Here is a 19,990-nt window from a genome sequence, read left to right as displayed (position 1 = left end):
CCTACCGCAGGAAGCCCGCGTAGTTGCGCTGCTGGAGCTGGCTCTCGATCTGTTTGACCGTGTCGAGACCGACGCCAACGATGATCAGCAGGCTGGTACCGCCGAACGGGAACTGCTGGGTCGCCTGTACCAGGCCGATCGCGATGAGCGGGATCAACGAGATGAAGGCAAGGTACAGCGATCCTGGGGCGGTGACCCTCGTCAGGACGAAGTCGAGGTACTCGGCGGTCGGCCGGCCCGGGCGGATGCCCGGGATGAAGCCGCCGGCCTTCTTCATGTTGTCCGCGACCTCGACCGGGTTGAACGTGATGCTCACGTAGAAGAACGTGAAGAACAAGATCAGGAGGACGTAGATGGCCATGTAGAGCGGGTGGTCGCCCTTGATCAGGTACCTGTTCACGAACGACACGAACCCCTGGTTGTCCTGCCAGATCAGCGAGGCGAGCTGCGGCAGGTACAGCAGGGACGAGGCGAAGATGACCGGGATGACACCGGCCTGGTTCACCTTCAGCGGGATGTAGGTCGAGCTGCCGCCGTACATCTTGCGGCCGATCATGCGCTTCGCGTACTGCAGCGGGATGCGCCGCTGTGCCTGCTCGACGAACACGACGGCGGCGACGAGCAGGATGCCGACCACCATGACGACGGCGAACTTCCACTTGCTCTGGGTGAAGATCGCGCCGAGCTGGGATGGGAAGACCGCGATGATCTGGCAGAAGATCAGGATCGACATGCCGTTGCCGATGCCGCGGTCGGTGATCAGCTCGCCCAGCCACATGATCACGGCGACGCCCGCGGTCATCGTGAACACCATCACGATGATCGTGAAGACCCCCTGGTCGGGGATGATGTCGTCGCCGGAACAGCCGGGGGCGTTGCCGAACAGCTGGCCGAACCGCGCCATGGCGATGTAGCCGGTCGCCTCGAGGATGCCCAGGGCGATGGTGAGGTACCGGGTGTACTGGGTCAGCTTGCTGGTGCCGCCCGGTCCTTCCTTCTTCAGCTCCTCGAAGCGCGGGATCACCACGGTGAGCAGCTGGATGATGATGCTCGCCGTGATGTACGGCATGATGCCGAGCGCGAAGATCGACAGCCGCAGCAGCGCACCGCCGCTGAAGAGGTTCAGCAGGCCGTAGACGCTGCTGTTCTCACCGCCCGAAGCCGCTTCCGCACACCTCGTGATCGCCTCGTAGGAGACGCCGGGTGTGGGCACGATCGAGCCCATCCGGAACACGATGATGATGAACAGGACGAACAGCAGCTTCTTGCGCAGATCCGGGGTGCGGAACGCCCGGGTGAACGCCGACAGCTGCACTCTTCCTCCTGCGCGGCACAGTTCGTGTGCCTCTCGTCGAACACGGCGACCCGCCGGTCTGGGGTAAGTGGCCGCCAGGGGACTCTAACAGTGCGCGGACTACGCCTCGGTGACGCTCCCGCCCGCCCCGGTGATCTTGTCCCTGGCGGACGACGAGACCGCGTCGGCCGTGATGTTGACGGCGACGGAGATGTCGCCGTGGCCCAGCACCTTGACCGGACGGCCCTTGCGCACGGCCCCGCGCTCCACGAGGTCCGCGATCGTCACGTCGCCACCCTCGGGGAACAGGTCGGCGAGCCTCGCGACGTTGACGACCTGGAACTCGACCTTGTTGCGGTTGGTGAAACCACGCAGCTTGGGCAGCCGCATGTGCAGCGGCATCTGACCGCCCTCGAACCGCGGCGACACCTGACCGCGGGCCTTGGTGCCCTTGGTGCCGCGCCCGGCGGTCTTGCCCTTCGACCCCTCACCGCGACCGACCCGGGTGCGCTTGGTCTTCGCACCGGGCGCCGGGCGCAGGTGATGCACCTTGAGCGTCATGAGTTCTCTACCTCCTCGACGGTGACCAGGTGCGTCACCGTCGCGATCATGCCGCGGACCTCGGGACGGTCGTCCCGTACCACCGTGTGGCCGCGGCGCTTGAGTCCAAGCGTACGGAGGGTGTCGCGCTGGTTCTGCTTGCCACCGATCTCCGAACGCAGCTGCGTGATCCTGAGCTGCTTGCTCATGCTGCTCCCTCGGCTGCCTTCGCCTTCAGCATCGCGCTCGGCGCGACGTCCTCGACGGGCAGGCCGCGACGGATCGCGATGTCCTCGGGGTTGGTGAGGCCGCGAAGCGCCGCCACCGTCGCGTGCACGATGTTGATCGGGTTGGACGAGCCGAGCGACTTCGTCAGCACGTCGTGGACGCCCGCGCACTCGAGCACGGCACGCACCGGACCGCCGGCGATGACGCCGGTGCCGGGGCTCGCCGGCTTGAGCAGCACGACTCCCGCGGCCTCCTCACCCGTGATCGGGTGCGGGATCGTGCCCTGGATGCGGGGGACGCGGAAGAAGCTCTTCTTCGCCTCCTCGACGCCCTTCGCGATCGCCGCGGGCACCTCCTTGGCCTTGCCGTAGCCGACGCCGACCTGGCCGTTGCCGTCACCGACGATGACCAGCGCTGTGAAGCTGAAGCGCCGGCCACCCTGCACGACCTTGGCGACGCGGTTGATCTTCACGACCTTCTCGATGTACGTGCCCTTGTCGGGCCCGCCGTCCTTGCGGTCGCGTCGATCACGGCGCTCGCCGCCGCGACCCCTGGGTCCAGCCATCAGCAGTGTCCTCTTCCCGCGTTGCCTACGTAGTTCACAGCGTCAGCCCGCCTTCCCGCGCGCCGTCCGCGAGCTCCGCGACGCGTCCGTGGTAGCGGTAGCCGCCGCGGTCGAACACGACCGCCTCGACGCCCTTGGCCTTCGCGCGCTCGGCGACGAGCGCGCCGACCTTGCGGGCCTTGGCCTTCTTGTCGCCGTCGGTCGCACGGAGGTCGGCCTCCATGGTCGACGCGGAGACCAGGGTGCGGCCGACGGTGTCGTCGACGACCTGCGCGACGACGTGCCGCGCGGACCTGCTGACCACGAGACGCGGCCGCTCGGCGGTGCCGTTGACGCGCTTGCGCACCCGGAAGTGCCGGCGCAGACGCGCCGCACGGCGACCCGGGACCCTCTTGGTGCCAGCCATGGCTACTTCGCCTTCTTTCCGGCCTTGCGCCGCACGCGCTCGCCCTCGTACCGCACGCCCTTGCCCTTGTACGGCTCCGGCGGGCGGATCTTACGGATGTTCGCGGCGACCTCGCCGACCTTCTGCTTGTCGATGCCCGACACCTCGAACCTGGTCGGCGACTCGACCGCGAAGGCGATGCCGTCCGGCGGCCGGACGACCACCGAGTGGCTGAAGCCGAGCGCGAACTCAAGGTTGCTGCCCTTCGCCTGCACCCGGTAGCCGGTGCCGACGATCTCGAGCTTCTTCGCGAAGCCGTCGGTGACGCCGGTGACCATGTTGGCGATCAACGTGCGGGTGAGCCCGTGCAGCGCACGGTTGTCCCGCTCGTCGTCGGGCCTGGTCACCGTGACCGTGCCGTCGTCCTCGGTGACGTCGATCGGGCCTGCCACCTGGTGCGCCAGCTCGCCCTTGGGGCCGTTCACCGTCACGGTCTTGCCGTCGACGCGCACGCTCACCCCGCCGGGGACGGTGATCGGAAGCCGTCCGATACGCGACATGTCCCTTGCTCCTTACCAGACGTAGGCGAGGACTTCCCCGCCTACGCGCCGCTTCGCGGCCTGCTTGTCGGTCATCAGTCCCGACGACGTCGAGATGATCGCGATTCCGAGCCCGCCCAGCACCTTCGGCAGCGACGTGGACTTGGCGTACACGCGCAGTCCGGGCTTGCTGACGCGCCGGATGCCGGCGATCGAGCGTTCCCGGTTGGGGCCGTACTTGAGGTCGACGGTCAGCGTGCGGCCGACGCCCTCGTTGTCCGCGACGCTCCAGCCGAGAATGTAGCCCTCACGCTGCAGGAGCTCGGCGACGTTCGCCTTGATCTTGGAGTACGGCATCGCCGCGCTGTCGTGGTGCGCGGTGTTGGAGTTGCGCAGACGGGCCAGCATGTCTGCGATCGGGTCGGTCATCATGGCCGGCGGCCTCTCTCACTGCGGTTTCCCCGACCTGGGCCGGGGACCTGCGGCGTAGACGGATGGATGGGTGTCGCGTCGTTCACCAGCTGGACTTGGTCACGCCGGGGAGCTCGCCCCGGTGTGCCATCTCCCGCAGGCAGATCCGGCAGAGGCCGAACTTGCGGTAGACCGAGTGCGGACGTCCGCACCGGTTGCACCGCGTGTACGCGCGAACCGCGAACTTCGGCTTCTGCTGGCTCTTGTAGATCAGTGCTTTCTTCGCCACGGTCAGCTCTCCTTGAACGGGAAGCCCAGCGCGCGAAGCAGCGCACGGCCCTCGTCGTCGGTCTTGGCGGACGTCACGACCGTGATGTCCATGCCGCGGGTGCGGTCGATGCGGTCCGGGTTGACCTCGTGGAACATCAGCTGCTCGTTGAGCCCGAACGTGTAGTTGCCGTTGCCGTCGAACTGGGTCGGCGCCAGTCCGCGGAAGTCACGGATGCGCGGGAGCGCGATCGACAGCAGCCGGTCGAGGAACTCCCACATCCGCGGGCCGCGCAGCGTCGAGAACGCGCCGATCGGCATGCCGTCGCGGAGCTTGAACTGCGCGATCGACTTCTTCGCCTTCGCCACGGCCGGCTTCTGCCCGGTGATCAGCGTGAGGTCGCGGACGGCGCCCTCGATGATCTTCGCGTCCCTGGCCGCCTCGCCGACACCCATGTTGACGACGATCTTGCTGACCGTCGGCACCTGCATGACGTTGCCGTACGCGAACTCCTTGGAGAGCTCGGGCACGATCTCGTCGAGGTACCGCTGCCGCAGGCGCGGCCGCTCGGTAGCCGTCGTCGCCATCAGAGGTCCTTCCCGGTGCGCTTCGAGACCCGCACGCTGCGCTGCTTGATCTTGCCCGAGGGCAGCTCGGTCTCTTCCTTGCGGTAGCCGACCCGCGTCCTGCCCTCGTCGTCGACGACCATCACGTTGCTCACGTGGATCGCCGCCTCCTGCGTGACGATGCCGCCGGTCTTGGCGCCGCGCTGCGAGGTCGACACCTTGGTGTGCTTCTTGATCCGGTTGACGCCCTCGACGAGCACGCGGTCGCGCTCGGGGTACGCCATCAGGACCTTGCCCTTGACACCCTTGTCCTTGCCGGCGACGACGAGGACGGTGTCGCCCTTCTTGACCCGCATCTCAGAGCACCTCCGGAGCCAACGAGATGATGCGCATGAACCGCTTCTCGCGCAGCTCGCGACCCACCGGGCCGAAGATGCGCGAACCGCGTGGCTCGCGTCCGTCCCTGATGAGAACGGCCGCGTTGTCGTCGAAACGGACGTACGAACCGTCGGTGCGGCGCCGCTCCTTGGCGGTGCGCACGATGACCGCCTTGACGACCTCGCCCTTCTTGACCGGGGCGCCGGGCATCGCGTCCTTCACCGTGGCCACGATCACGTCGCCGATGCCCGCATACCGCCGGCCGGAGCCGCCGAGCACCCGGATGCAGAGGATCTCCTTCGCACCCGTGTTGTCGGCGACCTTGAGCCGCGACTCCTGCTGGATCACGTCAACTCCCGTTTCGTCGGTCCGATGACCGCTGTGTACTGCGTTTCCTACCTGGCCAGCTGTTACTTGGCCTTCTCCACGACGCGCAGGACGCGCCAGCGCTTCGTCGCGGACAGCGGCCTGGTCTCCATCAGCTCGACCCGGTCGCCGACACCGCACTCGTTGGTCTCGTCGTGCGCCTTGTACTTCCTGCTGCGACGGATGACCTTCCCGTACAGCGGGTGGGTCACGTCGTCGTAGATCGCGACGACCACCGTCTTGTCCATCTTGTCGCTGACGACGTAGCCCTCGCGGATCTTGCGCTGGCCCCGCTGGACCTTCGCGGTCGCGTTGTCTTCGGTCACTGCTTCACTCATGCCACGTCCTCGGACTCACTGTCGGTCTCCTCCACGATCTCCACGATGCCGAGCTCGCGCTCGCGCATGACCGTGTAGACCCGTGCGATGTCGCGGCGCACGGCGCGCAGGCGACCGTGGCTCTCCAGCTGGCCGGTGGCCGCCTGGAAGCGGAGGTTGAACAGCTCCTCCTTGGCCTCCTTCAGCTTGGACACCAGCTCCTCCTCGTCGAGGACGCGCAGGTCAGCTGCACTCTCGCTCATCAGGACTCCCCGAGCTCACGCTTGACGAACCGGCACTTCATCGGGAGCTTGTGGATCGCGCGGCGCAACGCCTCGCGAGCGATCGGCTCCGGAACGCCGGACAGCTCGAACATCACGCGGCCGGCCTTCACGTTCGCGATCCACCACTCCGGCGAGCCCTTGCCGGAACCCATCCGGGTCTCGGCGGGCTTCTTGGTGATCGGGCGGTCGGGGAAGATGTTGATCCACACCTTTCCGCCACGCTTGATGTGCCGGGTCATCGCGATACGGGCGGCCTCGATCTGCCGGTTCGTGACGTACGACGGCTCGAGCGCCTGGATGCCGTACTCCCCGAAGTTGACCCGCGTGCCGCCCTTGGCGTTGCCACCGCGCTTCGGGTGGTGCTGCTTGCGGTGCTTGGTCTTCCGCGGAATCAACATGACTAGCCCTCCGTTCCCGGCTGCTCCGCCTGGCCGGCAGACGGTGCGGTCGTGGAGCCGCCGGCATCGGCGGCCGGCTCCGCGGCGGGACGCTCCTGCTGCGGCTGGGCGGCTCGCTCGCCACCCGGTCCGCGGCCGCCGCCGTCACGAGCCCCGCCGTCACGGCCGCCGCCCTCACGGCGACCGCCGCCCCGGCGCGGACCACCGCGGTCGGGACGGTCGCCCCGGCCACGCTGGGCGGCCGCGCGCGACGCCGCCTCGGCGGCCTGGCGCTCGGACCTGCTCTGCAGGAGCTCGCCCCGGTAGATCCAGACCTTCACGCCGATCCGGCCGAAGGTCGTGCGCGCCTCGAAGAAGCCGTAGTCGACGTCGGAGCGCAGCGTGTGCAGCGGGACCCGGCCCTCGCGGTAGAACTCCGACCGCGACATCTCCGCGCCGCCGAGGCGACCGGAGCACTGCACCTTGATGCCCTTGGCACCGGCCTTGGTCGCGGTCTGCATCGCCTTGCGCATCGCCCGCCGGAACGCCACGCGGCTGGCAAGCTGCTCGGCGACGCCCTGGGCGACGAGCTGCGCGTCGACCTCGGAGTTCTTGACCTCGAGGATGTTCAGCTGCACCTGCTTGCTGGTGAGCTTCTCGAGGTCGCCGCGGATACGGTCGGCCTCCGCGCCGCGCCGGCCGATGACGATGCCGGGACGTGCGGTGTGGATGTCGACGCGGACGCGGTCACGGGTGCGCTCGATCTCGACCTTGGAGATGCCCGCGCGCTCGAGGCCGCGGGTCATCATCCGCCGGATCGCGACGTCTTCCTTGACGTAGTCCTTGTACAGCTTGTCGGCGTACCACCGGCTCTTGAAGTCGGTGGTGATACCCAGCCGGAAGCCGTGCGGGTTGATCTTCTGACCCACTAGGAAGACTCTCCTTCAGTCGCGGCGTCGGACGCCTTGCCCGCGTCGTCCGCCTCGTCGGCATCCTTCTCCGCCGACGCCTTCTTGGCCGCGGTCTTCTTCGCCGGCTTCTCGGTCGTGGACGTCTTCTCCGCCGACCCGGTCTCCTCGGTCTCGCCGGCGTCGTCCTTGGCGTGCCTGCCCTTGGCCTTGGCGGTCTCGGCCTCGTCGGACTCGGCCTTGGCGGTCTCGGCCTTGTCGTCCTCGGCCTTGTCGTCCTTGGCCTTGGTCTTGTCGTCCTTGGCCGTGGACTTCTTCGCCCGCCGGTCGGCCGACCTCGACGCGCGCCTGCCGCCCGTCTCCTCGGCGTCGTCGTCGCCGCGCTCCTCGACCACCACGGTGATGTGGCTGGTGCGCTTGTGCACCGGGTACGCGCGGCCCTGTGCGCGGGGACGCCACCGGCGGAGGCTGGGGCCCTCGTCGACGTACGCCTCGCTGATCCACAGCAGCTCACCGTCGAGCTGCTTGTTGTTCTCGGCGTTGGCGACCGCGCTGCGCAGCACCTTCGAGACCGGGTCGCAGGCCCGCCACGGCGAGAACTGCAGCACCGTCAGGGCCTCGTCGGTCTTCATGCCACGGATCACGTCGACGACGCGGCGGACCTTGCGCGGGCCCATCCGCACGTACTTCGCGGACGCGACCGCCTCGTTGTCGGCCAATGTCTCGGCCTTGCTCTGCTTACCCACGGCGAGACCTCCGGTCCTCCTTCACGTGCCCCCGGAAGGTGCGCGTGGGTGCGAATTCCCCGAGCTTGTGGCCGACCATCGCCTCGGTCACGAACACGGGGATGTGCTTGCGACCGTCGTGCACGGCGATGGTGTGACCGAGCATCTCGGGCACGACCATCGAGCGCCTGGACCAGGTCTTGATGACGTTCTTGGTGCCCTTCTCGTTCTGGACCTCCACCTTCTTCAACAGGTGGTCGTCCACGAAGGGACCCTTCTTCAGGCTGCGCGGCATCGAGCTGGCTCCTAGCGCTTCTTCTTCGGCCGACGGCGGACGATCTGGCCGTCGCTCGGCTTGTGCTGCTTACGGGTGCGACCCTCCGGCTTGCCCCACGGGCTCACCGGGTGGCGACCACCGGACGACTTGCCTTCGCCGCCGCCCAGCGGGTGGTCGATCGGGTTCATGGCGACACCGCGGACCGACGGGCGCCGGCCCTTCCACCGCATGCGGCCGGCCTTGCCCCAGTTGATGTTCGACTGCTCGGCGTTGCCGACCTCGCCGACGGTGGCGCGGCAGCGCGCGTCGACGTTGCGGATCTCGCCGGACGGCATGCGCAGCTGTGCGTGCGCGCCCTCCTTGGCGACGAGCTGGGCGCTCATGCCCGCGGACCGCGCGATCTTGGCGCCACCGCCCGGCCGCATCTCGATCGCGTGGACCACGGTGCCGACCGGGATGTTGCGCAGCGGCAGGCAGTTGCCCGGCTTGATGTCGGCCGACGGGCCGTTCTCGATCGGGTCGCCCTGGCGGAGCCGGTTCGGCGCGAGGATGTAGCGCTTCTCGCCGTCGGCGTAGTGGAGCAGGGCGATCCGCGCCGTGCGGTTGGGGTCGTACTCGATGTGCGCGACCTTGGCCGGCACGCCGTCCTTGTCGTGCCGGCGGAAGTCGATCAGCCGGTACGACCGCTTGTGCCCGCCACCGCGGTGGCGCGTCGTGATCTTGCCGCTGCCGTTCCGGCCGCCCTTCTTGGGCAGCGGACGCACCAGCGACTTCTCCGGCTCGTCGCGGGTCACCTCGACGAAGTCGGCGACGCTCGCACCGCGACGACCCGGGGTCGTCGGCTTGTACTTGCGGATGGCCATCAGTCGGTCCTCGTCCTCGTCCTCTGCTCTGGCGGTGGAAGGGTTTTCCCGGTCAGCTGACCGGGCCTCCGAAGATGTCGATGCGGTCGCCCTGGGCGACGCTCACGATCGCGCGCTTGGTGTCGGGCCTGCGGCCCCACCCCGTGCGGGTGCGTCGCGTGCGCTTGCCCCCGCGGTTCAGCGTGTTGACGCCGGTGACCTTGACGCTGAAGACCGCCTCGACCGCCTCGCGGATCTGGATCTTGTTCGCGTCCTTGCGGACGAGGAACGTGTACTTGTTCTCGTCCAGCAGGCCGTAGCTCTTCTCCGAGATGACCGGAGCGAGGAGCACGTCACGCGGGTCGGCGATCTTGCTCACTTGTCGCCCTCCCCTTCAGCGTCGTCGTCGGAGTCGGCCTCGTCGTCCTTGGCCTCGTCGTCCTTCTTCGCGGCCGTCTTCTTCGCCGCGGTCTTCTTGGCTGCGGTCTTCTTCGCCGGCTTCTTCTCCTCGGCCGCTGCCTCGACCTCGTCGTCGTCCTCGTCGTCGATCTCGTCGACGACCTCGGCACCGGTGGCCGAGAGCTCGGCGGCGCCGAGTCGCGCACCGACCGGGCCGGCGCAGAACGCCTCGAGCGCCTTCTCGGTGAACACGATGTCGTCGGAGACGAGCACGTCGTAGGTGTTGAGCTGGTCGGGCGCCAGCACGTTGACCTCCGGCGCGTTGCGCAGGCTGAGGTACGTGACCTCGTCCTCGCGCGGCGCCACGACGAGCACCGGGCGGCGCTCGGTGATCGAGGTGAGCGCCGAGACGGCCTTCTTCGTCGACGGCTTGTCGCCGGTGAGGAGCGCCGAGACGACGTGCACCCGGTCGCCGCGTGCGCGGTCGGACAGGGCGCCGGCGAGCGAGGCCGCCTTCATCTTCTTCGGCGTGCGCTGGGCGTAGCTCCGCGGCGTCGGACCGTGGACCACGCCACCGCCGGTGAACTGCGGCGCGCGGGTCGAGCCCTGCCGGGCGCGCCCGGTGCCCTTCTGGCGGTGCGGCTTGCGCCCACCGCCGCGGACGACGCCGCGACCCTTGACCGCGTGCGTGCCCTGGCGGGCCGCGGCGAGCTGCGCGACGACGACCTGGTGGATCAACGGGATGTTGACCTGGACGTCGAAGAGCTGGTCGGGCAGCTCGACGGACCGCTTGGTCTTCTTGCCCTTGGCGTCGTGAACCGTGAGGTCAGTCACTCGGCACCTCCGTCGGTCGCGGCGGCCTTGGCCGCCGTGCGGACGAGCACGACCGTCCCGGACGGGCCGGGGATCGCGCCCCGCAGGAAGATCAGGCCCTCGTCGGCGTCGACGTCCTGGACCCGGAGGTTCTGGACCGTCGTGCGTGCGTTGCCCATCCGGCCGGCCATGCGGTGGCCCTTGAACACCCGCGACGGGGTGGCGCAGCCGCCGATCGAGCCGGGCGACCGGTGCTTGCGCTCGGTGCCGTGCGAGGCGCTGAGGCCCTTGAAACCGTGCCGCTTGACGACGCCGGCGATGCCCTTGCCCTTGCTGCGGCCGACCACGTCGACGCGCTGGCCGACGTCGAACCTCTCGACCGTGAGCTCGGTGCCGAGCGTGTACTCGGACGTGTCGTCGGTGCGGACCTCGACGAGGAACCGGCGCGGCGGCACACCCGACTTGGCGAAGTGGCCGGTGACCGGCTTGGTCACCTTCCGCGGGTCGATCGCGCCGTACGCGATCTGCACCGCGGAGTACCCGTCGGAGTCGGGAGTACGCACCTGCGTGACGACACACGGACCCGCCTTGACGACGGTGACCGGGACGACCCTGCCGTCCTCGTCCCACAGTTGGGTCATGCCGAGCTTCTCGCCCAGCACGCCTGTCACGTTGCTCATCAGTCTTCCCTACAGCTTGATCTCGATGTCGACGCCGGCCGGCAGGTCGAGACGCATCAGCGAGTCGACCGTCTTGGGCGTGGGGTCGAGGATGTCGATGAGCCGCTTGTGGGTACGCAGCTCGAAGTGTTCCCGCGAGTCCTTGTACTTGTGCGGCGAACGGATCACGCAGAACCTGTTCTTCTCGGTCGGCAACGGCACCGGTCCCGCGACCTTCGCGCCGGTACGCGTCACCGTGTCGACGATCTTGCGCGCCGAGTTGTCGATGACCTCGTGGTCATAGGCCTTGAGCCGAATGCGGATCTTCTGTCCCGCCATGGTGGCCTCGGTTCCTCACTTCAGTCCGTGCCGCAGCGTGCCGTGGTCTTGGTGTTGACGCGGCACGGGGGCCGGAACCCCGGAGGGTCCCGGCCCACCGCATCGTCGTCCTGCGTCCTGCTGTTGTGCTAGCTAGCCGGTGATCTTCGTGACCCGGCCCGAGCCGACGGTGCGGCCACCCTCACGGATGGCGAACCGCAGGCCCTCCTCCATGGCGATGGGCTGGATCAGCTTGACGTGCATCGTGGTGTTGTCGCCCGGCATGACCATCTCGGTGCCCTCGGGGAGGTCCACCACGCCCGTGACGTCGGTCGTCCTGAAGTAGAACTGGGGGCGGTAGTTGTTGAAGAACGGCGTGTGCCGCCCGCCCTCGTCCTTGGACAGGACGTAGACCTGGCCCTCGAACTCCGTGTGCGGAGTGATCGAGCCCGGCTTGCTCACGACCATGCCGCGCTGCACGTCCTCGCGCTTGGTACCGCGCAGGAGCAGCCCGACGTTGTCGCCCGCCTGACCCTCGTCGAGGATCTTGCGGAACATCTCGACGCCGGTGACCGTGGTCTTGATCGGCTTCTCCTTGATGCCGCTGATCTCGACCTCGTCACCGGTGTTGACCTTGCCGCGCTCGATGCGACCGGTCACGACCGTGCCGCGACCGGTGATCGTGAAGACGTCCTCGACCGGCATGAGGAGCGGCCTGTCGATGTCGCGCGCCGGCTCCGGGATGCTGTCGTCGCACGCCTGGAGCAGCTCGACGATCTTGTTGCCCCACTCCTCGTCGCCCTCGAGTGCCTTGAGCGCCGAGACCCGCACGACCGGCAGGTCGTCGCCGGGGAACTCGTTGTCGGTGAGCAGCTCACGGACCTCCAGCTCGACGAGCTCGAGGATCTCCTCGTCGTCGACCATGTCGGCCTTGTTGAGCGCGACCAGGATGTACGGCACGCCGACCTGACGGGCGAGCAGCACGTGCTCCTTGGTCTGCGGCATCGGGCCGTCGGCCGCCGAGACCACGAGGATCGCGCCGTCCATCTGCGCGGCACCGGTGATCATGTTCTTGATGTAGTCCGCGTGGCCCGGGCAGTCGACGTGGGCGTAGTGCCGCTTGTCGGTCTGGTACTCGACATGCGCGATCGAGATCGTGATGCCGCGCTCCCGCTCCTCCGGCGCATTGTCGATCTCGTCGAAGGGCATATACGGGTTCAGGTCCGGGTGCTTGTCATGCAGGACCTTGGTAATCGCCGCCGTCAGCGTCGTCTTGCCATGGTCGATGTGACCAATGGTCCCGATGTTGACGTGCGGCTTGTTCCGCTCGAACTTCGCCTTCGCCACTGCTTCTCCCTGTGGGCCTCTCGGTATACGCGTGGTGCCGTGGTGTTGCCGGACCGTGGACTACTCGCCGCGGACCTTCTGCACGATCTCGTCGGCGACGCTCCGCGGAACCTCGGCGTACGAGTCGAACTCCATGCTGTAGCTCGCCCGACCCTGCGACTTGCTCCGCAGGTCTCCGACGTAGCCGAACATCTCCGACAGCGGGACGAGCGCCTTGACGACGCGGAGCCCCGTGCGCTCCTCCATGGCCTGGATCTGGCCACGGCGGGCGTTCAGGTCGCCGATCACGTCGCCCATGTAGTCCTCGGGCGTCGTGACCTCGACCTTCATCATCGGCTCGAGGAGGACCGGATGCGCCTTGCGCGCGGCCTCCTTGAAGACCATCGAACCCGCGATCTTGAACGCGAGCTCGGACGAGTCGACCTCGTGGTACGCCCCGTCCTTGAGCGTGACCTTGACGTCGACCAGCGGGTACCCGGCAAGTACCCCGAACTCCATGGCTTCCTGGCAACCGGAGTCGACCGAGGGGATGTACTCCTTCGGGATGCGACCGCCGGTGATGGCGTTGACGAACTCGTAGCCGCCGTCTCCGCCGCCGGTGGGCTCGAGGTCGATCTCGACCTTGGCGTACTGCCCCGCACCACCGGTCTGCTTCTTGTGGACGTACGTGACCTTGGTGACCTTGTCGCGGACCGTCTCGCGGTACGCCACCTGCGGCTTGCCGACGCTCGCGACGACCCGGAACTCGCGCTTCATCCGGTCGACGAGGACGTCGAGGTGCAGCTCGCCCATGCCGGAGATGACCGTCTGGCCGGTCTCGTCGTCGGTGCGGACCGTGAAGGTGGGGTCCTCCTCGGCCAGCCGCTGGATCGCGGTCGACAGCTTCTCCTGGTCGGCCTTCGAGCTGGGCTCGATGGCCACCGAGATCACCGGCGCGGGGAACTGCATGGACTCCAGGACGATCGGCTTCGCCGTGTCGCACAGCGTGTCACCGGTCGTGGTGTCCTTCAGACCCTGGACCGCCGCGATGAAGCCGGCACCGATGGAGCTGATCTCCTCGCGGTGGTTGGCGTGCATCCGGTAGATCTTGCCGATGCGCTCCTTGCGCTCCTTCGTCGCGTTGAGCACCTGCGTGCCCGACGTCAGACGACCGGAGTAGACGCGGACGTACGTGAGCTTGCCCAGGTGCTGGTCGCTCATGATCTTGAACGCCAGTACCGACAGGGGCTCGTCGTCGGACGGCTCGCGGGTCAGCTCGTCCGGGTCGTCGCCCCTCAGCTCACGCCCGTGCACGGCCCCGACCTCGATCGGGCTCGGCAGGTAGTCGATGACGGCGTCGAGCAGCGGCTGCACGCCCTTGTTCTTGAACGCCGTGCCGCACAGTACCGGGGTGACCTTCGCGCCGATGGTGGCGCGGCGGATCGCCGCGGCGAGCTGGTCGACGTCGGGCTCCCGGCCCTCGAGGTACAGCTCCATCATCTCGTCGTCGTTCTCCGAGATGGTCTCGACGAGCTTGTCGCGCCAGTCACGCGCCGCCTCGGCGTGGTCGTCGGGGATGGAGACCTCGTCGAACTTCTCGCCCTTGCCGTCGCCCTGCCAGAGCAGCGCGCGCATGCGGACGAGGTCGATGACGCCGCGGAAGTCGGCCTCGGTGCCCCACGGCAGCTGCAGCACGAGGGCGGTGGCGTTGAGCCGGTTCACGATCATGTCGACGCAGCGGTGGAACTCGGCGCCCACGCGGTCCATCTTGTTGACGAAGCAGATGCGCGGCACGTGGTACTTGTCCGCCTGCCGCCACACAGTCTCGGACTGCGGCTCGACGCCGGCGACACCGTCGAAGACCGCGACCGCGCCGTCGAGTACGCGCAGCGAGCGCTCGACCTCGACCGTGAAGTCGACGTGGCCGGGGGTGTCGATGATGTTGATGGTGTGGTCGCGCCAGGCAGCGGTCGTCGCGGCGGACGTGATGGTGATGCCGCGCTCCTGCTCCTGCTCCATCCAGTCCATCGTCGCGGCGCCCTCGTGCACCTCGCCGAGCTTGTAGTTGACACCCGTGTAGTACAGGATGCGCTCGGTCGTCGTGGTTTTGCCCGCGTCGATATGCGCCATGATCCCGATGTTGCGGACCTTGGCGAGGTCGGTCTTGACGTCAGTGGCCACGGTGGCTCTTCGTTCCTCGTCTCAGCACGTGTTCGCCGGTGTTCACCAGCGGTAGTGGGCGAATGCTTTGTTGGCCTCGGCCATGCGGTGGGTGTCCTCGCGGCGCTTGACGCTCGCGCCGAGACCGTTGCTCGCGTCGAGGATCTCGCCGGTGAGCCGCTCGGTCATCGTCTTCTCGCGACGGGCGCGGGCGAAGCGGACGATCCATCGCAGCGCGAGGGTGTTGGCGCGCTGCGGGCGCACCTCGATCGGCACCTGGTAGGTCGCGCCGCCGACGCGGCGGCTCTTGACCTCGAGCGCCGGCTTGACGTTGTCGAGCGCGCGCTTGAACGTGACGACCGGGTCGTTGCCGCTCTTCTCCCTGACGCCCTCGAGGGCGCCGTACACGATGTGCTGGGAGATGGAGCGCTTGCCGGACAGCAGCACCTTGTTGACCAGCTGGGTGATCATCGGCGAGCCGTATACCGGGTCGACCATGACCGGGCGCTTCGGCGCGGGGCCTTTACGTGGCATCGGACTACTTCTCCCTCTTCGCGCCGTACCGGCTACGCGCCTGCTTGCGGTTGCGGACACCCTGCGTGTCGAGCGGGCCGCGGACGATCTTGTACCGCACGCCCGGCAGGTCACGGACCCGGCCACCGCGGACCAGGACGATCGAGTGCTCCTGCAGGTTGTGGCCCACGCCGGGGATGTACGCGGTGACCTCGACGCCGTGCGTGAGGCGCACGCGCGCGACCTTGCGCAGCGCGGAGTTGGGCTTCTTCGGGGTCGTGGTGAAGACGCGCGTGCAGACTCCGCGGCGCTGCGGGCTTCCCTTGAGCGCCGGAGTCTTGGTCTTGCCGACCTTCTCCTTGCGGCCCTTGCGGACCAGCTGCTGAATCGTGGGCAACCGACGTCTCCCAAGTCCCGAATTCTGGTTGGTCGTGGGTCCGGGTCCTCCACCCCGCGAGACGGACGCTCGCCGAGCCTCGGATGACCCGATTCCTCCGACCCCCGCGGTCGGGCGTGTCGCCCGCACACTTCGATCAACACGTGATCGAAGGGGATCGGAAGTGCGCGCCGCAAGAAACCCGGAAAGGGCCTCGCGGGGCACGCCGTGCCTGGAGATTCCCAGGCACGAGGGACAAGACTACCGAGCCCCCCGGAAGAGGTCAAAACCGGGGGGCTCGTCGCGGAGTTCCGCGGTCGTCAGCTGCTGCTTGCGGCGCTGGCGATCGTGATGACGAGCCAGAAGAGCCAGCCCGCGATGCCGATGAAGCCACAGATGATTCCGGCGAGCGCCATGCCGGAACCGGTCTTGGCGCCGCCGGACTCCTCGATGCGCTTGCGGCTCAGGAAACCGAGGATGACCCCGACGATGCCGGTGACGAACCCGAAGCAGAACAGGCTGGCGATGCCGCAGACGAGCGCACCGATCGCCATGCCGTCGGTCTGCTGGGTCTGTCCGTAGCCGCCCTGCTGCCCGTACGCGGCCGGCTGCCCGTAGGCGGGCGCGCCGTAGGCGGGCGGCTGCCCGTAGCTCGGCTGGCCGTAGCCCGCACCCTGGCCCTGGCTCGGGTCGGCGTACCCGGCGCTGCCGTAGCCGGACGCGCTCTGGCCGTAGGACTGGCCGGGGTCCTGCTGCCCGTAGGGCGAGGCGGCCTCTCCGCCGTAGGGCGACGCCTGGCCGGGGTCCTGCTGCCCGTACGGCGAGGCGGGCTGCTGACCCTGGTCCTGCCCGTACGGCGAGGACGGCGGCTGCTGACCCTGGTCCTGCCCGTACGGCGAGGACGGCGGCTGCTGACCCTGGTCCTGCCCGTACGGCGAGGACGGCGGCTGCTGACCCTGGTCCTGCCCGTACGGCGAGTACGGGGGCTGCTGACCGTACGGCGAGGCGGGCGGCTGGCCCTGCTCCTGGCCGTACGCCGGCGGCTGCTCCCCGTACGGCGACGCAGGCGGCTGGCCGGGGTCCTGCCCGTACGGCGACGACTGCTGCTGGCCGTACGGCGTGGACTGCTGGGTGTACGGGCTCGTCGGCTGGTCGCCGCCCGCGGGGGCCGACGGCTGCTCGTACGGCGACGACGGCGCACCGTACGCCGGGCCCGCCTGCCCAGGGTCGCCGTAGCCCGGCTGGGTGACGCCCTCGTCGGCCGGTGGATCATCGTTACCGGAGCGCATCGCGTCGGCGATCGAGGAGCCGTAGTCGTGCTCGGGTGCCGGCTGCTGACCCTCGGCCGGACCCTGCTGCTCCTCGGCCGACTCGTCACGCGGTCCGGGCGTGTAACCGCCCTGCTCCGTCATCAGCCACTCCGTTTCGCTCTCTGTCGCAGACCGCCGGAGGCAGTCAGCACTGTGTCCGCAGCACCGTAGCGTGTGGCGGCTGCCGTAAGGAAACGACAGCCGCCACGTGCTCGGGTTTCGCTCTCGGCGAAATCGCCTACCTCGCCTCGTACTCCCCCAGGTCGTACGGCTCGAGCGGGATACCGTACTCCGCCTCGCCGAACGACGTGATCGAGTACATCTGGGCCTTCGCCTCCTCGGTGGGCTCGACCCGGACGTTGAGGTACCGCTGCGTGCCGGTACCCGCCGGGATGAGCTTGCCGATGATGACGTTCTCCTTCAGGCCGACCAGCGAGTCGCTCTTGGCGTGGATCGCCGCCTCGGTGAGCACCCTCGTCGTCTCCTGGAAGGAGGCCGCCGACAGCCACGACTCGGTCGCGAGCGAGGCCTTGGTGATGCCCATGAGCACCGGACGCGCCGACGCCGGGGTGCCACCCTCCGCCACGACCTGGCGGTTGGTCTCCTCGAACCGCGGCCGCTCGACCAGCTCGCCGGGGAGCAGGTCGGTGGCACCGGACTCGAGGACGTTCACCCGTTTGAGCATCTGGCGGACGATGATCTCGATGTGCTTGTCGTGGATCGACACACCCTGCGACCGGTACACCTCCTGCACCTCGTCGACGAGGTGCACCTGCACCGCACGCGGGCCGAGGATCCGCAGCACCTCGGACGGGTTCACCGTGCCGACGACGAGCTGCTGACCGACGGCGACGTGGTCGTCGTCCTGCACCAGCAGGCGCGACCGCTTCGACACCGGGTAGGCGATCTCCTCGGAGCCGTCGTCGGGCACGATGACGATGCGTCGTGCCTTGTCGGTCTCCTCGACGCGCACCCGGCCGTCGACCTCGGTGATCGGGGCGACGCCCTTGGGGGTGCGCGCCTCGAACAGCTCGACGACACGCGGCAGACCGTGGGTGATGTCGTCACCCGCGACGCCGCCGGTGTGGAACGTGCGCATCGTCAGCTGCGTGCCCGGCTCGCCGATCGACTGGGCGGCGATGATGCCGACCGCCTCGCCGATGTCGACGAGCTCACCGGTCGCGAGCGACCGGCCGTAGCACTTGGCGCACAGCCCGCTCTTGGCGTCACAGGTCAGGATGCTGCGCGCCTTGACCTTCTCGACGCCGGCCTCCACCAGCCGGTCGATGACCTTGTCACCGAGGTTGGTGTCGACCGCCGCGACGACCTTCCCACCGACCTCGATGTCCTCGGCGAGGATGCGTGCGTAGGCCCGCGTCTCCGCAGTCTCCGACTTGAGCAGCGTGCCATCGGCCCTGCGGTCGGCGATCGAGAACATGATGCCGCGATCGGTGCCGCAGTCCTCCTCGCGGATGATGACGTCCTGCGAGACGTCGACCAGTCGCCTGGTGAGGTATCCGGAGTCGGCGGTGCGCAGCGCCGTGTCGGCGAGACCCTTGCGGGCACCGTGGGTGGAGATGAAGAACTCCACCACGGACAGCCCCTCGCGGTAGCTCGCCTTGATCGGCCGCGGGATGATCTCGCCCTTGGGGTTGGCCACCAGGCCACGCATGCCCGAGATCTGCCGGACCTGCATCATGTTGCCGCGGGCGCCGGAGTTGACCATCATGAAGATGGGGTTGAGCTTCGGGAAGCTCGCCTCCACCTCGTCGGCGATCTCCGCCGACGCCTTGGTCCAGATCTCGATGAGCTCCTGGCGGCGCTCGTCGTCGGTGATGAGACCGCGCTCGTACTGCTTCTGGACCTTGTCCGCCATCCCCTCGTAGTTCTCCATGATGCGGGGCTTGGCGGGCGGCACGATGATGTCGTCCATCGAGATCGTGATGCCGGACCTCGTCGCCCAGTGGAAGCCGAGCTCCTTGAGCGCGTCGAGGGTGGCCGCCACCTGGACCTTGGAGTAGTTCTCCGCCAGGTTGTTGACGACCGAGGACAGCTGGCGCTTGCCCACCTCGCCCTCGACGTAGGCGTGGTCCGCGGGCAGCGTCTCGTTGAAGTACGCGCGACCCAGCGTGGTCTCGACCGTGATCGGCTGTCCAGGCTCCCAGCCCTCGGGGGGCTCGTACCCCTCGGGCGGCACGAAGTCGGTGAACCTGATCTTGACCTTCGACTGCAGCGCGATCTCGCCGCGGTCGTACGCCATGATCGCCTCGGAGACCGAGGTGAACGCGCGACCGGCTCCCGGAGCGTCCTCGAGGTCGGCGGTGAGGACGTAGATGCCGATGACCATGTCGTGAGTCGGCATGGTGACCGGGCGACCGTCCGCCGGCTTGAGGATGTTGTTGGTCGAGAGCATCAGGATGCGCGCCTCGGCCTGGGCCTCGGCGGACAGCGGCAGGTGCACGGCCATCTGGTCACCGTCGAAGTCGGCGTTGTACGCCGCGCACACGAGCGGGTGGATCTGGATGGCCTTGCCCTCGATGAGCTGCGGCTCGAACGCCTGGATGCCGAGCCGGTGCAGCGTGGGCGCACGGTTCAGCAGCACCGGGTGCTCGGTGATGACCTCTTCGAGCACGTCCCACACGACAGGGCGCGCCCGCTCGACCATGCGCTTGGCGCTCTTGATGTTCTGCGCGTGGTTGAGGTCGACCAGCCGCTTCATCACGAACGGCTTGAACAGCTCGATCGCCATGCCCTTGGGCAGGCCGCACTGGTGCAGCTTGAGCTGCGGACCGACGACGATGACCGAACGGCCCGAGTAGTCGACCCGCTTGCCGAGCAGGTTCTGG

General features: G+C 68.4%; 28 protein-coding genes. All 28 read right to left on the bottom strand.

Annotation, left to right across the window (positions count from 1 at the left end; translation table 11 throughout):
• Window position 1 precedes the first annotated feature (1 nt).
• The gene (secY, locus tag GEV10_07550) at window positions 2–1,309 is read right to left on the bottom strand and encodes a preprotein translocase subunit SecY (protein MQA78318.1); all 1,308 of its coding nucleotides are present in this window, start codon (window positions 1,307–1,309) and stop codon (window positions 2–4) included.
• 105 nt (window positions 1,310–1,414) lie between these two features.
• The gene (rplO, locus tag GEV10_07545; protein MQA78317.1) at window positions 1,415–1,855 is read right to left on the bottom strand and encodes a 50S ribosomal protein L15; all 441 of its coding nucleotides are present in this window, start codon (window positions 1,853–1,855) and stop codon (window positions 1,415–1,417) included.
• Entirely contained in the window at window positions 1,852–2,043 is a 192-nt protein-coding gene (rpmD, locus tag GEV10_07540) for a 50S ribosomal protein L30 (GenBank protein ID MQA78316.1), read from the bottom strand. The genes rplO and rpmD overlap by 4 nt, the downstream gene beginning before the upstream one ends.
• Window positions 2,040–2,630, bottom strand: coding sequence for a 30S ribosomal protein S5 (rpsE, locus tag GEV10_07535; protein MQA78315.1), 591 nt, complete (start codon window positions 2,628–2,630; stop codon window positions 2,040–2,042). Before rpsE ends, rpmD begins: the two co-directional genes overlap by 4 nt.
• A gap of 31 nt (window positions 2,631–2,661) precedes the next feature.
• Entirely contained in the window at window positions 2,662–3,033 is a 372-nt protein-coding gene (rplR, locus tag GEV10_07530; protein MQA78314.1) for a 50S ribosomal protein L18, read from the bottom strand.
• Between the two features lie 2 nt (window positions 3,034–3,035).
• Window positions 3,036–3,572: a 50S ribosomal protein L6 gene (rplF, locus tag GEV10_07525; GenBank protein ID MQA78313.1), complete on the bottom strand. Its 537-nt coding sequence runs from the start codon at window positions 3,570–3,572 to the stop codon at window positions 3,036–3,038.
• Window positions 3,573–3,584: 12 nt separating this feature from the next.
• The gene (rpsH, locus tag GEV10_07520; GenBank protein MQA78312.1) at window positions 3,585–3,983 is read right to left on the bottom strand and encodes a 30S ribosomal protein S8; all 399 of its coding nucleotides are present in this window, start codon (window positions 3,981–3,983) and stop codon (window positions 3,585–3,587) included.
• Between the two features lie 82 nt (window positions 3,984–4,065).
• On the bottom strand, window positions 4,066–4,251 hold the full coding sequence (locus GEV10_07515) for a type Z 30S ribosomal protein S14 (GenBank protein MQA78311.1): 186 nt from the start codon (window positions 4,249–4,251) through the stop codon (window positions 4,066–4,068).
• Window positions 4,252–4,253: 2 nt separating this feature from the next.
• Window positions 4,254–4,817, bottom strand: a complete 564-nt coding sequence (gene rplE / locus GEV10_07510) for a 50S ribosomal protein L5 (protein MQA78310.1) — start codon at window positions 4,815–4,817, stop codon at window positions 4,254–4,256.
• Window positions 4,817–5,152, bottom strand: a complete 336-nt coding sequence (gene rplX / locus GEV10_07505; protein MQA78309.1) for a 50S ribosomal protein L24 — start codon at window positions 5,150–5,152, stop codon at window positions 4,817–4,819. The genes rplE and rplX overlap by 1 nt, the downstream gene beginning before the upstream one ends.
• A gap of 1 nt (window position 5,153) precedes the next feature.
• Window positions 5,154–5,522 carry a 50S ribosomal protein L14 gene (gene rplN / locus GEV10_07500; GenBank protein MQA78308.1) on the bottom strand — a complete coding sequence of 123 codons (369 nt, stop codon included), beginning with the start codon at window positions 5,520–5,522 and terminating at the stop codon, window positions 5,154–5,156.
• 62 nt (window positions 5,523–5,584) lie between these two features.
• The gene (rpsQ, locus tag GEV10_07495) at window positions 5,585–5,878 is read right to left on the bottom strand and encodes a 30S ribosomal protein S17 (GenBank protein MQA78307.1); all 294 of its coding nucleotides are present in this window, start codon (window positions 5,876–5,878) and stop codon (window positions 5,585–5,587) included.
• On the bottom strand, window positions 5,875–6,120 hold the full coding sequence (locus GEV10_07490) for a 50S ribosomal protein L29 (protein ID MQA78306.1): 246 nt from the start codon (window positions 6,118–6,120) through the stop codon (window positions 5,875–5,877). The genes rpsQ and GEV10_07490 overlap by 4 nt, the downstream gene beginning before the upstream one ends.
• Window positions 6,120–6,539: a 50S ribosomal protein L16 gene (gene rplP / locus GEV10_07485; GenBank protein MQA78305.1), complete on the bottom strand. Its 420-nt coding sequence runs from the start codon at window positions 6,537–6,539 to the stop codon at window positions 6,120–6,122. The genes GEV10_07490 and rplP overlap by 1 nt, the downstream gene beginning before the upstream one ends.
• A 2-nt stretch (window positions 6,540–6,541) precedes the next feature.
• Complete coding sequence (gene rpsC / locus GEV10_07480) at window positions 6,542–7,447, bottom strand: 30S ribosomal protein S3 (protein ID MQA78304.1); 906 nt, start codon at window positions 7,445–7,447, stop codon at window positions 6,542–6,544.
• Window positions 7,447–8,103, bottom strand: a complete 657-nt coding sequence (gene rplV, locus GEV10_07475; protein MQA78303.1) for a 50S ribosomal protein L22 — start codon at window positions 8,101–8,103, stop codon at window positions 7,447–7,449. Before rplV ends, rpsC begins: the two co-directional genes overlap by 1 nt.
• Before the next feature lie 61 nt (window positions 8,104–8,164).
• Window positions 8,165–8,446 carry a 30S ribosomal protein S19 gene (gene rpsS, locus GEV10_07470; GenBank protein ID MQA78302.1) on the bottom strand — a complete coding sequence of 94 codons (282 nt, stop codon included), beginning with the start codon at window positions 8,444–8,446 and terminating at the stop codon, window positions 8,165–8,167.
• An 11-nt stretch (window positions 8,447–8,457) separates the two neighbouring features.
• The gene (rplB, locus tag GEV10_07465) at window positions 8,458–9,291 is read right to left on the bottom strand and encodes a 50S ribosomal protein L2 (protein ID MQA78301.1); all 834 of its coding nucleotides are present in this window, start codon (window positions 9,289–9,291) and stop codon (window positions 8,458–8,460) included.
• A 52-nt stretch (window positions 9,292–9,343) separates the two neighbouring features.
• Window positions 9,344–9,649 (bottom strand): 50S ribosomal protein L23, encoded by a 306-nt coding sequence (gene rplW / locus GEV10_07460; GenBank protein ID MQA78300.1) that lies wholly within the window; start codon window positions 9,647–9,649, stop codon window positions 9,344–9,346.
• Window positions 9,646–10,503 (bottom strand): 50S ribosomal protein L4, encoded by an 858-nt coding sequence (rplD, locus tag GEV10_07455; protein ID MQA78299.1) that lies wholly within the window; start codon window positions 10,501–10,503, stop codon window positions 9,646–9,648. The genes rplW and rplD overlap by 4 nt, the downstream gene beginning before the upstream one ends.
• Window positions 10,500–11,162 carry a 50S ribosomal protein L3 gene (gene rplC / locus GEV10_07450; GenBank protein ID MQA78298.1) on the bottom strand — a complete coding sequence of 221 codons (663 nt, stop codon included), beginning with the start codon at window positions 11,160–11,162 and terminating at the stop codon, window positions 10,500–10,502. The genes rplD and rplC overlap by 4 nt, the downstream gene beginning before the upstream one ends.
• A 9-nt stretch (window positions 11,163–11,171) precedes the next feature.
• Complete coding sequence (gene rpsJ / locus GEV10_07445; protein ID MQA78297.1) at window positions 11,172–11,480, bottom strand: 30S ribosomal protein S10; 309 nt, start codon at window positions 11,478–11,480, stop codon at window positions 11,172–11,174.
• A 132-nt stretch (window positions 11,481–11,612) separates the two neighbouring features.
• A complete protein-coding gene (gene tuf, locus GEV10_07440) occupies window positions 11,613–12,806 on the bottom strand; it encodes an elongation factor Tu (GenBank protein MQA78296.1) in 1,194 nt (397 codons plus the stop codon).
• A 60-nt stretch (window positions 12,807–12,866) separates the two neighbouring features.
• On the bottom strand, window positions 12,867–14,966 hold the full coding sequence (gene fusA / locus GEV10_07435) for an elongation factor G (protein ID MQA78295.1): 2,100 nt from the start codon (window positions 14,964–14,966) through the stop codon (window positions 12,867–12,869).
• A gap of 42 nt (window positions 14,967–15,008) precedes the next feature.
• Window positions 15,009–15,479 carry a 30S ribosomal protein S7 gene (gene rpsG, locus GEV10_07430; GenBank protein MQA78294.1) on the bottom strand — a complete coding sequence of 157 codons (471 nt, stop codon included), beginning with the start codon at window positions 15,477–15,479 and terminating at the stop codon, window positions 15,009–15,011.
• A gap of 4 nt (window positions 15,480–15,483) precedes the next feature.
• Window positions 15,484–15,855, bottom strand: coding sequence for a 30S ribosomal protein S12 (locus GEV10_07425; GenBank protein ID MQA78293.1), 372 nt, complete (start codon window positions 15,853–15,855; stop codon window positions 15,484–15,486).
• A 299-nt stretch (window positions 15,856–16,154) separates the two neighbouring features.
• Complete coding sequence (locus tag GEV10_07420; protein ID MQA78292.1) at window positions 16,155–17,246, bottom strand: DUF4190 domain-containing protein; 1,092 nt, start codon at window positions 17,244–17,246, stop codon at window positions 16,155–16,157.
• A gap of 136 nt (window positions 17,247–17,382) precedes the next feature.
• On the bottom strand, window positions 17,383–19,990 hold a 2,608-nt coding region (gene rpoC / locus GEV10_07415; GenBank protein ID MQA78291.1), incomplete at its 5' end, for a DNA-directed RNA polymerase subunit beta'.

It is taken from the genome of Streptosporangiales bacterium (assembly GCA_009379955.1).
Taxonomy (GTDB): Bacteria; Actinomycetota; Actinomycetes; order Streptosporangiales; family WHST01; genus WHST01.
Note: the sequence above shows the minus strand (reverse complement) of the source record. Positions and strands in the feature narration are given on the sequence as shown.